The sequence below is a fragment of the Amycolatopsis sp. VS8301801F10 genome (genome assembly GCF_046195355.1).
Classification (GTDB): domain Bacteria; phylum Actinomycetota; class Actinomycetes; order Mycobacteriales; family Pseudonocardiaceae; genus Amycolatopsis.
On record NZ_CP176065.1, the window covers coordinates 7698153 to 7710919 of the forward strand.

A 12767-nucleotide genomic window follows, 5' to 3' on the forward strand; every position below is an offset into this window, starting at 1 on the left:
ACCGCAGCACCTGCCAGGAGCCCTCCGTGAACCACTTCGTCATCACCGGCGCCCGCGTTTTCGACGGCGAGAACTCGCTCGGAACCGTGGACGTCGAGGTAGCCGACGGGAAAATCGCGAACGTCGGCGGCGAGCGCCCCGCGAACGCCGACCTCGTCGACGGCTCCGGCGCGACCCTGCTGCCCGGGCTGATCGACGCGCACACGCACACTGACGAGGAGTCGCTCGGCCAGGCGTTGGCGTTCGGGGTCACCACCGAATTCGACATGCTCTCGATGCCGCAGCAGATGATTCCGTTGCGCCGCAAGGCCGCCGCCTCGAACGACCTCGCCGACGTGCAGTCGCCGTCCATCGGGCTCACTCCCGAGGGCGGGCATCCGCACCAGCTGAGGAAGAACGAAGGCGACCCGCCGTGGCCGACTGCCACCCGTCCGCAGGAAGTGGCGGCCTTTGTCGAGGCCAGGATTGCCGAGGGGGCCGACTACCTCAAGGTCCTGGTGGAGGACGGGCGGCTGTTCGGAAGCGACACCCTGCCCCGGCTCGCACCGGAACTGGTCGCGGCGACGGTTCGCGAAAGCCACCGGCGCGGGAAGATGGTGCTAGCGCACGCGATGACCGCCGAGACCGCCGGGCAGGTCGTCGACGCCGGAGTGGACGGTCTCACTCACCTTTTCTTCGACCGGCCGCCCACTGCAGAACTGATCGAAAAGATCGCTGCGGCTAACGCTTTCGTCATTCCCACGTTGACGGTGATCGCGTCGATCACGGGCGAGCCCGCCGGTCGCCGGCTCGCGGACGACCGGCGGGTCTATCCCAAGCTGTCGCCGGAATGGCGCGAAAACCTGTCCGGCGCGATGGCGACCAGCCCCCGCGAGCACTTCGAGTACGCGCTGGAAACGCTGTCCGCGCTGAAGAAAGCCGGAGTCGACCTCCTGGCGGGCACGGACGCGGCGCACCTCGGCGCTCCGGGAATGGCCCATGGCGCCAGCCTGCACGACGAACTTCGCCTTCTGACGACGGCGGGCTTCACCCCGACGGAAGCCCTGCGGGCAGCGACCTCCGTCCCGGCGCAACGCTTCGGACTGACTGACCGCGGCCGGATCAAGCCGGGTTTGCGCGCGGATCTCGTGCTGGTCACCGGCGACCCGACCGTCACCATCGGAGACACCCTCTCGATCCAGCGCGTGTGGCGCAACGGTTCCTGACCCGCGTCGCTGGGTCTTTGGCGGGTGAACCTCCGCACCGAACCCGCGCGGGTTCTGTCCCCGTTTCGCACAGCCGGGTTAACCCGGTCAGCCGCCGCTGCCCTGGCGCCGTCCGACCGAACGGCCGATGAAATACCCGAGGACGAGCCCGACGATCAGGCCGATCGCGATGAAGAAAATGACGGTGGCGGCGGCGATTTTGCCGACCGTGCCGAGGAACCCCTTGGCCTCGAGGTCGGCCGCGATGGCCACGGACTGGGTCAATGCGTAGTGGGTCATGCCTCCCAGGATGGCATCGGGCGCGGACGTGCGCTCGGGGACGCACCCCGTTGCTTCCTAGGAGCAGTGGACGGCTCCTGAACATCGCCCAGATCCACCCCGCCCGGCGCGCCACTGGACTCCCCACCACCACCGCGGTCGGCATCGTGCCTCGTCCGGCTGGCTTCCCGGGGCCGACCAGCGTCAAGGAACATCTGGCCACCGCACCGGCCGTCGCACCGCCAGGTCCGAATTCCGCCACTGCGTCGGCGCCGCGGAAGACGTCACCGCCGACGAGCTGGCGCAGCCGTTCGGACGCGACGTCACCGCCGACGAGCTGGTGCCGCCGTTCGGACGGGAGGTGGTCGCGCACGTCGCCCTAGACGGTCCCGGCTCGGGATGCCGAGCACTCAAGCAGGCTCCCCGCGCGAGATCCTGGCGGGGCTTTGAGGCAGCGAACGACTCCGTTTCCGAAACACCGCCCAAATCCGACAGCCCCCTGGTCGGGCGAGCGTCAGTCCCTCACCGGCTTGAGCACGAACCCTTCCTCGTCATGGTCGTCCACCGGAGCCCGCCGCCGCGAGACCGGCGTCGGTTCCGGCTCGCGCGTGACCTCCGGGCGGGGTGCCGGGGCTGGCTCCGGAACGTCGTCCAGCGCCAATACATCCTCGACAGCCGCCGCGACCGCGGGGACACATCCGGCGCGGACAGCCCGCATGCCCTGCTGCAACGCCTGCGCGCCCGCCTCGGCGCTGAGACGCGAAATCTCCGCGGCCAGCGCGGCCGGGCCCAGTTCGAGGGCGGATTCGCCGATGTCCAAGTGGACGAGCATGCCGTGCACATCCACCGTGACGCTCAGACCCTCGCCCCTGGCAGTGGCGCGGATGGCGGCGAGGCCCTCGGACAGCCCGAGCTGCTCCGGGATTTCCTCGGCGATCTCGATCAGCTCGTCGATCCCTCGCTCGTCCGCGCCGGGATCGTCGGCCTGGCCAGGCGGCTCGGCCGGAACCTCGCCGGCCTCGAAAGCCGGGACTGCACGCGCGCCGTCGGCAACGTCGGCCAGCTCGGACAGCTCCCCCGAAACCCCGCCGACCTCGTAAGGCAGATCCACGCGCCCGCCCTCGAACCGATCAGCCGCTCCGCGCTCATCCCCGCCGAGAACGCCAGCCCGCTCGGACGGCCCCGTCGAACCCTCACCACTCACGAAAACCGCATCCACGAACCGACCAGCCACCCCACGCTCATCGCGACCGAGAACGCCAGCCCGCTCGAACGACTCTCGCGAAACCCCACCGACCTCGAAAACCGCGTCCGCGCGCCCGTCCTCGAACCGACTAGCCGCTCCACGCTCGCCCCCACCGGGAACGTCGGCCCTCTCGGACGGCCCCGTCGAACCCTCACCACTCACGAAAACCGCATCCACACGCCGACCAGCCACCTCACGCTCGCCCCACCAAGAACGCCAGACCGCTCAAACCGCTCCCCCGAAACCCCACCGGTCCCGACAGCCGGAATCACGCGCCCGCCGAGCGGAACAGCCACCCCGCGCTCATCGCCACCGACAACGCCAGACCGCCCGAACGACTCTCCCGAAACCCCGCCGCCCTCGGAAGCCAGATTCACGCGCCCGCCCCCGGGATGGTCAGCCGCGTTCCCCCGGTGCGCCTCAGTCATCACACCCTCCACGTGTCCGGTGTGGTGTCCTCGGCCCGCTCGGCCAGCTCCTTCTCCGAACCAAGGCCGAGGCGGTTCAACTCGGCGCCGCCGAGATCGCCCAGTTCGGCTTCCAGGGTTCGGCGGGCCCGTTCGTTCGCCTCGGCGGTTGCCTCGCGTACCGCGTGCACGATGGTGTCCGCCAGTCGCGGGCCGCCGCCTCGGAGGGCGTTCGCGGTCAGTTCCAGGGTGCGCAAGGCTCCGCCGGGGGCGACCTCCACTGTCACCCCGGCGTGGCGCGCCGTGCCGGTGATGGTCACTTCGGGTGTACTCCGCCGTAGAACTTGTGCAGGTCTCGCGGCAGCGTGTACGTGAGGCGCTCTACCTGGTCGTTCGCGTTGCCCTCGATCGTGGTGATCTTGTTGCCCTCCACCTTTTCGATGATCCCGATGTGGTGGCTGTGCCCCCACGACGGACCGTCGCCGAAGAGGATGGTGTCGCCCGGGCGGGCGTTGTGCGCGAGGGCGGCGCGGTCGTAGGCGAGGTGGTGGCGCTGGCCCCACTTGTAGACGTCGCCGGTGAAGCCGTACTTCGGGATGTCGACCCCCGCCGAACGCCACATCGACGTCGCGAAGTACGCGCACCACGGCTGTCCGGTCGGGCCCCACTTGTTCCGGTTGTTCGGGCCCTCGTGGTAGCCGAGGTTGTGCCGCGCGTGGTCGAGGATCTTGTCGACCTTCTTGCTGTGGCTCGCGTGCGTGCCCCCGTGGTGCTGCACGTGCTTTTTGTGCGCTTCGTGCTTTTTATGCTGCTCGTGCTTGCGATGGTCGTCAGGCTTGGCGCGGTGCGCTCCGCCCGGATCGGCGACGCCGTCGTGGTTCAAATCCTTCTGCAGCGCGCGCAGCTTCCGGGCCGCTTCCTCCATCTCCGCGCGGGCGTTCTTCAAGTGCCCGCCGGATTCCTTCAGGTACTTGCCCGCCAGGTCGGCCACGTCGCCGATCGCCATCAGCAGCGCGGCCGGGCTTCCGTTGCGCGCCAGGACATACCCGGCGTCGATGATCTTGCGCGCCTTCGCGACGAACTCGTCGATCAGCTTTCCGGTGGCCTGGTGCCGCCCGGCGAGCGCGTCGGTGACCTCGCTGACCACTTTGGCCCCGTGCGTGCTCGCCTGCGCGGTGACCTTGAGGTCGCGGCCGAACTTGTCGGTGTCGTGCTCGAAAGCCGGATTCGCCTTGCTGTGCCAGGTGTTCAGCAGCGCGTGCGCGGCTTTGCGCTGCGCCTCGTACTGCGCGGTGATCTCGCGCGCGGCCTGCTGCAGCGCCTGCTGCGCGGCCTGCGAATCCGCGGCCTTGCCCTGGAGCTTGCCGTGGTGCGTTTTCATCTCGTCCGCGAACAGCGTCGCGACCCCTGCGGTGTCCAGCACGGATTCCCCCTCAGCCCAGAATGCCCTTGATGTCGTGTTCGCGGATCGCCGCGCCGGCGTCGGCATCGGCTCCCGCGTAGGCCTGCCGGGCCCGGAAAACCGAGGCGCTCAGCGTGCGCGCGTGCGCCCCGGTGGCCCGCACCTGCGATTCCAGCGAACGGCTGAAATCCCCCAGCGCGTCGGAGAACCCGGTTTCCTGGCCGACCTTTCCGAAGCTGTCCTTGGCGATCCCGGCGACCCGGTGCACCGTCTTCCGGCCGACCGCCACCAGTTCGTTCGCGACGTGCTCGGTGGTGCGCTCGTAGGCGAGGAACTGCTCGAGATCGGCCTTGAACCCGCCGTCCTTGCCGCCCCTGCCGTGATGCGGTTTGTGCGGGTGGTGCCCGCCCTTGCCGTGGTGGCGGGCGACGTCCTCGGCGGCCTTGCGCGCGGCGGCGAGATGGCTCTTGTACGCGCCGTTGGTGTAGGTGGACCACGGCTGGAAGCTCTTGCCGTGCCCCGAAATCGCCCAAGCCGCCTTGGCGTTCTCGTCCGCGTCGAACAGTTCGTCGTTGGAGTGCAGACGGAACTCGCGGCGGCGGGCGGGCCCGAGCGAGCCGAGCATGTTGACCTGCCACAGCCCGTACGAATTGTCCGGCGGCGTCCCGTTGTGCGCACGGGTGTTCCCGCCCGATTCCGCCAGTGCCACCGCGACCGCGGTGGTCAGCGCGTGCCCGCGGAACCCGGCCCGGTACGCGTGCTCGGCGATTTCCCCGGCCGACAACTTGCTCATCTCCTGCCCCCTTCAGCAGGGCGCTTCGCCGCTGCCCTAAGTGAGACGGAACCCTTCGCGTTCTGGTTCCCTAGTCCCCCGATCGGACGACACCCCGCGCCCGAGTTCCCGCATCCGGTCGGCGAGCCACGCGTGGTCGGCGGGCGCGACGGTGACCCACTTCGTGCCCGCCGACTCCCGCACGACCGCGCCGTACCGCCCGGCTTCCGTGTCGTACCAAGCGACTACCGGCGAACGGCCGCCCGGACCGTTGACCGCGAACTGGCCGTACGCGACCCGCGGCGTGGCGACGAGCGTCGAGATCGCGCGCAGATCGCGGCCGGAGAGACCGGCCCGGCCGAGCACCCGCTCGAACGCGGCGTGCCCGTGGTCCGCGAACGCTTGCATCGCCTCGGAAAACGCCTCGCGCGGCAGCCGCACCGCGTTGCCCGGCCCGGGTTCGGCCGGACCGATGACGCTCGCCGCGAGCTGCGGGACGTCGTCGGGCAGGCACGGCCGCAGCGCGAGTTCGCCCGCGTCGAGAACGGCCAGCACGCCCAGTTTCCGCCCGGCCGCGGCCAGCGCGCGCAGCGGCGGATCGCGGAACACCAGCAGGTCGACCGAAAACACCGGATCGGCCAGCACCGCGAACACCTGGCCGAGCCGCGGGTGCGGTTCGTCCTCGGCGTCGAGCAGCCCGGCCGCGGCGAGGCTTTCCGCGACCTGCGCGCCCAGCTCGTCGCGTTCGTCCATCGTGGAACCGTGCGAGGGCACGTCGAGCGGATACGGCAGGGGGCCGAGGTCGAAATCCGCCCACAGCAGGTCGAATTCCAGGTGCGAGAGCGCTACCCCGTCGACCTCGGGGAGATGTCTGGCCATCCCGCCTCACTCGCCCAGCACGGGCGGGTACGCGTCCGGCAGGTCCTCGAGGAAGTCGAAGGAACTGCCCTTGGTGTAACGGTTCTGGTGGTCTTCGGAGCCTTCGCCGCGCTGGCCCGCCATCGGCGGGAAGAACCCGCCGGACATCGGGCTCCCGCCGCGCGCGCCCGCCGCACCGGCTGCCCCGGCCGCGGCGGCGCCGGGCCCGGTCGCCCCGCCGGGCATCCCGCCGGACAGCGAACCGGGCAGCGCACCGCCGCTGCCGGAACCCGTGCCGCCCAGCGCACCGCCGGACCCGCTCCCGAACGCACCGGCGGAACCCGGCATTCCGGACGTCCCGCCGAACGGCCCGCCCCCGAACGACCCGTCCGCGAACTGCCCGGCGCTGCCCGGCACGACCGACGACGCGGTGGTCGCGTCGCTGCCCGTTCCGTCGGAACCGCCCGAATGCCGCTCGCCGCGGCTGCCGCGTCCGTCGCCGCCCGCGGAATCGATGTTCGTCGTCTTCGGCGCGGCGGTGAAGTGCGGCAGTTTGTCGTGCACGCCCTTGCTCGAGGTCTCGTAGCTCTCCATCACGCGGACGGCCTCGGCCTTGGCCCGCGACGCCGCGCGTTTGGCCGGCAGGTGGTCGTCGAGGAGCTGATCGACCATCACCGCGCCGCTGGGACCGCTGGCCGCGTTGAGGTCGTAGCCGTCGCGGAACTGGTTTTCCGCCGCGTAGAACACCGGTTCCGGCATCTTGTGCTTCGCCGTTTCGACCGCGCTCGTGTAGTGGTCGAGCTTGTCGCCGACCGCGCGCATCGTCTCGCTCGCGCCGGTGCCCCACGACGTCAGCTTCGACGCCGACTGCGCCGCCTGCCCGGCCGCGCCGCCGCGCCAGGACAGCAGCAGCTTCTGCACCGTTTTGTGCACCGCGGCGGTCGCCGAGTCGACGTCGTAGGCGAGCTTGCCCCACTGGTGCGCGGACGCGCCCATTTCGACCGGGTCCGCGGTCATGATCATGTCGTAGAGCGTGGTGTGCGCCCAGGCGTTCCAGTTGATCTTGCCGAACGACGCGTCCTTCAGGTTCGCCCGCTGGGCGAGCTTGGTGCGCCGCAGGACCCGGCGCTGCGCGGCGGTGGGCGGGTGGTCCTCGCTCCACAGCCGGTGTTTGCGGTGCTTCTCGTACGGCAGCCGTTCGTAGCCCGGTGTCCGGCTCATGCCGGCGTCCCTCCCCCGTCGTCCGCCCGGCGGCCCACCGCGTCGAGCGAATCCTTGGCGTCGCTTTCCTGCTGGACGTGGCCCGCGCTCGCCCGGCGGATGGCCTCGCGCAAGGCCGACAGCTCGTCGAGGTACTGCCGCAGGATCGCCTGCACGCCTCCGTCGGCGGAGCCGCGGACGCCGAACGCCTTCCGCAGGTGCGCGGCGACCGGGCTGGTGCCGTCCTTGAGCGGATGCGTGAGCTGCTTGGCCTGTTCGAGGCAGGCGGTCAGCTCCTGCTGGCGCCTTTCCAGCTCCGCGTCGGCCGCGGCGATCTCGGCCGGGTCCAGCTCGATGACGCCGGTGTCCGCGACGATCTCGGCGTTGCCCGCCCCCGACGGGCCGCGCACGGAATCCGCCGTCTCCGGCCGCCCGGACCGGTGCGTCTCCTTGGCCTGTTTTCTGTGCAGGGCACGGACGTCTGCCCAGTCTGAAACCCGGTGCGAACTCACCCCAGTCCACCTCCCAGCGGGCGTCCTCAGCGGACGCGCGCACCAGTATGTCAGCCGTCCGGACCGCAGGCACCCGGTCCGGGAAAGTCGGCGATGAGACGGTCCCGGCGAGGCCGCGGTTCCGCCGGTCACCCGGACGGCGGAGGCGGGTGCGCGTCCCGGACGAGCAGGCCCGCCACCGCGCGGACGGCCGCCCGGACGTCGTCGCCAAGGCCGGCGGGAAGCGCCCGCTGCAGCCACAGCGTCGCGAACCCGTGCACGAGCGACCAGGCCGCCGCGCCCGCGGCCACCGGATCGACGCCGCCGTCGCGGAACCCGGCGACGGCCCAGTCCAGCGCCTGGCTGCTGCGTTCCCGCGCGGCCCGCAGGTCCGGGTCGTCGGCGCGGAGCAGGTCCTCGCGGAACATCACCTCGAAATGGGCCCGGTGCTCGACCGCGAACGAGGCGTAGGCGACTCCGGCCTCGAGCAGGTCCGCCGACGGCGACAGCTCCTCGAGCGCGTCCGCGAGCAGGTCGAAGCCCTGCGCGGCCACCGCGGTGAGCAGGCCGGCGCGATCGCCGAAATGGTGCGCCGGGGCGGCGTGCGAGACCCCGACCCGGCGGGCCAGATCGCGCAGGTTGACCGCGCCCGGGCCGGATTCGCCGAGCACCGCGACGGCCTCGGTCAGCACCGCCTGCCGCAGATCGCCGTGGTGGTAACGACGGGCCATGGGCTCGAGTATGCCCGGCTTGCCCGCGCCCAGGTCAGCCGTTCAGCGGACGAATTCGAAGATCTGCTTCTGGATCCCGTTCGAGTAGCTTTCGCTTTCGATCAGCTTCAGCGGCTGCTTCTCCTTGTCGGTTTCGCTGAACAGCCGCTTCCCCGCGCCCAGCAGGACCGGGAAGACCAGCAGGTTCAGCCGGTCGACCAGGCCCGCGTCGGTGAGGTCGCGGACCAGCGTCGCGCTGCCGTTGACGATGATCGGGCCGCCCTCGGTTTCCTTCAGCGCGGCGACGTCGTCAAGCGAGCGAAGAATGGTCGTTTCGCCCCAGTTCGACACGAGGTCTTCCTCGCGCAAGGTGGTCGACACGACGTACTTCGGCATCACCTTGTAGTGCGGGAACTCGGCCATGTCCGGCCACACCGGCGAGAACGCCTCGTAGCTGACGCGGCCGAGCAGCAGCGCGGTCGCTTCCTCCTGCTCGGCGCCCTTGAGCGCGTAGGCGGCGGGGTCGAACTCGATGTCCTTGAACGTCCAGCCGGCGTTCCGGTAGCCGGGCTCGCCGCCGGGGGCTTCGACGACGCCGTCGAGGGACACGAACGCGGTGGCGACGATGGTGCGCATGGTTCAGCTCCTGGTTCGGGATAGTGCCTGGTTTACCTACGCGTCGAACGGAACCGGCCCGCTCAGACACGCCACCCGAACCAAAGAGTATGACCTGGGTCACACCGGAGTGCGCCAGGCGTCGTAGCCGTAAATCGCGTCCGCGGCGGCCGAACTCGTCCCGCTCTGCTTGAGCCAGCTGTTGCCTCGCGAAGCCAGCTGCACCTCGCGCGTGCGGTCGAGCCGGGCCGCCTGGTATGCCTTCAGCGCGACCTCGGCGTTCGGATACGCCGCCAGCGCCCGCGCCAGCACCACACTGTCCTCAATGGCCATTCCCGCGCCCTGCGCCATGAACGGCATCATCGGGTGGCACGCGTCGCCCAGCAGCGTCACCGGGCCGGACGACCAGTTCGGCAGCGGGTCACGGACGTACAGCGCGGACTGCAGCACCGAATCGCACGCCTCCAGCAAGGCGCGGGCCTCGGGGTGGAAGCCGCGATAAGCCTCGCGCAGTTCGTCGACATCGCCTGGAGTGGTCCAGGATTCGTGCCGCCACTGGCTTTGCCGGGTCGTGGCGAAGACAAACACGTCGGCCCCGCGATTGAGCGGGAAAGTCACCAACTGCGTGTCCGGGTCCGGACCCCACCACTTGGTGAAGCAGTCCAGGTTCGGCACGTCCACCGAACCCGCGGGCAGCACCGCGCGATAGGCGACCACGCCGGTGAACTCCGGATGTTCCGCGCCGAACAACGCGGTGCGGACGGCGGAGTGGATGCCGTCGGCGCCGATCACGACGTCCGCGGAAGCACTGGCGCCGCCGAAGTCCAGCGAAACCGAGTCTGTTGTGGACAGTCCGGTCAGCTTGTGTCCCAAGTGGACGACGCCGTCGGGCAGCGCGCGTTCCAAGGCGGCCAGCAGATCGGCGCGGTGCATCGTGAGCTGCGGCGAACCGTACCGGCGTTCGGCCTCGTCGCCCATCGGCAGCCGCGAGGTTTCCTCGCCGGTGTCCCAGGTGCGGCTGATCCGGTACTTCGGCCGCGCGGCGGTTTCGCGCAGTTCGCCGCCGACGCCGAGTCCGTCGAGCGCGCGGACGGCGTTGGGGGTCAGGTTGATGTCCGCGCCGACGCGGCCGAATCCGGCCGCCTGTTCGTGCACGACCGGGGAGAATCCGGCCTTCCGCAGGGCGACCGCGGCGGCGAGACCGCCGATCCCGCCGCCGACGATGGCGATTTCCGGCACAGCGAAAGCTCCTTCTAGACAGTGAGATCGAGCAGATCGTGGCCCACGACGACCGGGCCGGAGTAGTGCGGACGAACCCGCCGCAGCCAGCCCTCGTCGTCGAGGCGGGCGGGGTCGGCCGGGCCGAGGTGCGACAGCGCGACCCGCCGGGCCCCGGCCGCCGCGGCGACCCGGCCGACGTCCGCCGGCGAGGTGTGCGAGGCGGCGAGGAAGTCCAGCAGTCGCGGCGAATAGCCGATGCTGCGGTAGAAATCGGGCTCCATCGCTTCGTGGACCAGCAAATCGGCGCCGGCGGCCAGTTCGCCGACCGCGTCGCTGCGGGCGGTGTCGCCGGAGAAGGCGACCACGCCGTGCTCGGTCTCGAATCGGTAGCCCAGCGCCAGACGCAGCGGCGGATGCGGAACGGCCCGAGCCGTCACGCGCACCCGATCGTCCTCGTGCACCACGGTTTCCCCCGCTACCGAGACGTCGGCGGCGCGGATCAGGCCGGCCAGCCGCGGCCGGTCGCTGGTCCGCTGGCGCACCGCGACGTCCTGGCCGAACGCGGCGAGATTGCCCGCGATCAGCCCCTCGGTTCCGGCGGCGGGCGGACCGGGGTCGGTCGGGTCCGGGCCGGGTCCGTAGACCGGCACCGGATCGACGACGCCCTGGTTGGCCGGGCCCCAGCCGAGCAGGAAGAGCGTGAACAGCTCGGCGACGTGGTCGGAATGCAGATGGGTCACGAACACGGCGGCGAGATCGCGCAGGGACAGCCCGGCGGAGACGTACTTGCCGAGCGTCCCGTAGCCCGCGTCAACCAGGTAGACGCGGCCGCCGACCACCACCGCGTTCGCGCAGCCCTGCCGGCCCGGCGCCGGGTACGGCCCGGCCGCCGTGCCGAGCAGGACCACGCGCAGCGCGTCCGTCACGGCGAAACCTCTTCCAGCGTGCGGCCCTTCGTCTCCTCGGCGAAGAACCCGGCGACCAGCGCGCCGACGAAGCAGATCCCGCCGAGCACCAGGAACACCGACGCGAGACCGCTGCCGCCGGCGTACAGCGCGCCGACCAGGATCGGGCCGAGGATCAGGCCGAAACGGTTCAGCACGCCACCGAGGCTGACGCCCAGCGCGCGGCTGCGGGTCGGGTACAGCTCCGGCGTGTACAGGTACAGGCAGACGTTCACCGCGAAGTTGAACATCGCCGCGAGCGACGACCACACCAGCAGCTGCAGCGGGGTTCCGGCGCCGAGCGCGCCCAGCACCACCAGCATCGCCGTCGTCCCGCCCAGCCCGGCGGCCAGCACGACGCGGCGGCCGAGTTTGTCTACGACCAGCGCGGCGATCAGGCAGCCGACGAGACCGGCGACCGACGTGGCGGTGCTGTACCAGAGCGCCTGGCCGATCGAGAGGTGGAACGAGCCCTTGTACAGCGTCGGCAGCCACGAGGTGATGCCGTAGTTGGCGAGGTAGCCGACGAACCAGATCGTCCACACCATCAGCGTGCGCCGCCGGTAGCGGCCGGCGAACAGGTCTCGCAGCGAACCGCGCTTCGCGGGCCCGGCCGCCGGCGCCGCGGTGGCCGCGGCAGGCGGCGGCAGCGGGCGGCCGAGGGATTCCTCGACCCGGCGCTCGATCAGTGCCATCGTCGCCTCGGCCTTCTCGGTGTGCCCGTTCGCGGCGAGCCAGCGCGGCGATTCCGGGATCCGCAGCTGCAGCAGCACCGCGGCGAGACCGGGAACGGCGGCCAGCGCGAACAGCGGCCGCCAGCCCCAGTGCGGGATGACCCAGGCCGCGACCAGCGCGCCGACCGCGAGCCCGGCCGGGAAGACGATCTCGTACATCAGCACGAACCGGCCGCGACGGCGAGCCCGGCTGATCTCCGCGATGTACGCGGCCGCGGTCGGCACTTCACCGCCGATGGCGAGGCCTTGGACGAACCGGAGAATCAGGAACGGCAGCAACGCGGTGCACAGCGTCATCGCGAGGCTGCACAACGCGGTGATCGCGACGCACAGCGTGATCACCTTGACGCGGCCGATCCGGTCGGCGGCCCAGCCGGACGCCAGCGCGCCGAGCAGCATGCCGATCGAGCCGACGGTCAGGGTCGCGGTGCTGGAGGCGGTCGTCAGGTGCCATTCGCGGCCGATGACCGGCAGCGTGTAGGCGATCAGCAGCTGGTCGAACGCCTCGAAGAACGTGACGATGCCGATGATCAGGCGGATCGAGACCTGCCAGCGCGACATCGGGAGCCGTTCCAGCCGGGCGGCGATGTCCCGCTGGGTCACCTCGGGGGTGGCGGCGATACTCATGGGCCCTCCTCGGAGCCGGAGCGTGCAGTCGATCGTAAGGGGTTTCGGGCGCGATGCCGGGAACTCGCGGCTGCGCT

Annotated in this window: 14 protein-coding genes; 1 reads left to right on the forward strand and 13 read right to left on the reverse strand. The window is 71.0% G+C overall.

What is annotated here, in order from left to right:
• Positions 1-26 precede the first annotated feature (26 nt).
• Entirely contained in the window at positions 27-1205 is a 1179-nt protein-coding gene (locus F9C11_RS35245) for an amidohydrolase family protein (RefSeq protein WP_409181688.1), read from the forward strand.
• 87 nt (positions 1206-1292) lie between these two features.
• On the opposite strand, the gene F9C11_RS35250 is transcribed toward F9C11_RS35245, so the two are convergent.
• The 13 genes from F9C11_RS35250 to F9C11_RS35310 form a co-directional block, all read right to left on the reverse strand.
• On the reverse strand, positions 1293-1484 hold the full coding sequence (locus tag F9C11_RS35250) for a hypothetical protein (protein ID WP_409181689.1): 192 nt from the start codon (positions 1482-1484) through the stop codon (positions 1293-1295).
• Between the two features lie 493 nt (positions 1485-1977).
• Positions 1978-2574, reverse strand: a complete 597-nt coding sequence (locus tag F9C11_RS35255) for a hypothetical protein (RefSeq protein ID WP_409181690.1) — start codon at positions 2572-2574, stop codon at positions 1978-1980.
• Positions 2575-3136: 562 nt separating this feature from the next.
• Positions 3137-3436: a YbaB/EbfC family nucleoid-associated protein gene (locus F9C11_RS35260; RefSeq protein ID WP_409181691.1), complete on the reverse strand. Its 300-nt coding sequence runs from the start codon at positions 3434-3436 to the stop codon at positions 3137-3139.
• Positions 3433-4539 (reverse strand): CHAP domain-containing protein, encoded by a 1107-nt coding sequence (locus tag F9C11_RS35265; protein ID WP_409181692.1) that lies wholly within the window; start codon positions 4537-4539, stop codon positions 3433-3435. Before F9C11_RS35265 ends, F9C11_RS35260 begins: the two co-directional genes overlap by 4 nt.
• A 10-nt stretch (positions 4540-4549) precedes the next feature.
• Positions 4550-5311, reverse strand: coding sequence for a transglycosylase SLT domain-containing protein (locus F9C11_RS35270; RefSeq protein WP_409181693.1), 762 nt, complete (start codon positions 5309-5311; stop codon positions 4550-4552).
• 36 nt (positions 5312-5347) lie between these two features.
• Positions 5348-6169, reverse strand: a complete 822-nt coding sequence (locus F9C11_RS35275; protein ID WP_409181694.1) for an ESX secretion-associated protein EspG — start codon at positions 6167-6169, stop codon at positions 5348-5350.
• A 6-nt stretch (positions 6170-6175) separates the two neighbouring features.
• Positions 6176-7369, reverse strand: a complete 1194-nt coding sequence (locus tag F9C11_RS35280) for a PPE domain-containing protein (RefSeq protein WP_409181695.1) — start codon at positions 7367-7369, stop codon at positions 6176-6178.
• Positions 7366-7860 carry a hypothetical protein gene (locus F9C11_RS35285; protein WP_409181696.1) on the reverse strand — a complete coding sequence of 165 codons (495 nt, stop codon included), beginning with the start codon at positions 7858-7860 and terminating at the stop codon, positions 7366-7368. Before F9C11_RS35285 ends, F9C11_RS35280 begins: the two co-directional genes overlap by 4 nt.
• 128 nt (positions 7861-7988) lie before the next feature.
• Positions 7989-8570, reverse strand: a complete 582-nt coding sequence (locus F9C11_RS35290) for a TetR/AcrR family transcriptional regulator (protein WP_409181697.1) — start codon at positions 8568-8570, stop codon at positions 7989-7991.
• Between the two features lie 42 nt (positions 8571-8612).
• Positions 8613-9185 carry a dihydrofolate reductase family protein gene (locus tag F9C11_RS35295; RefSeq protein ID WP_409181698.1) on the reverse strand — a complete coding sequence of 191 codons (573 nt, stop codon included), beginning with the start codon at positions 9183-9185 and terminating at the stop codon, positions 8613-8615.
• A gap of 99 nt (positions 9186-9284) precedes the next feature.
• A complete protein-coding gene (locus F9C11_RS35300; RefSeq protein ID WP_409181699.1) occupies positions 9285-10403 on the reverse strand; it encodes an FAD-dependent monooxygenase in 1119 nt (372 codons plus the stop codon).
• A 14-nt stretch (positions 10404-10417) separates the two neighbouring features.
• Positions 10418-11311: an MBL fold metallo-hydrolase gene (locus tag F9C11_RS35305; RefSeq protein WP_409181700.1), complete on the reverse strand. Its 894-nt coding sequence runs from the start codon at positions 11309-11311 to the stop codon at positions 10418-10420.
• A complete protein-coding gene (locus F9C11_RS35310) occupies positions 11308-12690 on the reverse strand; it encodes an MFS transporter (protein ID WP_409181701.1) in 1383 nt (460 codons plus the stop codon). The genes F9C11_RS35305 and F9C11_RS35310 overlap by 4 nt, the downstream gene beginning before the upstream one ends.
• Positions 12691-12767 lie beyond the last annotated feature (77 nt).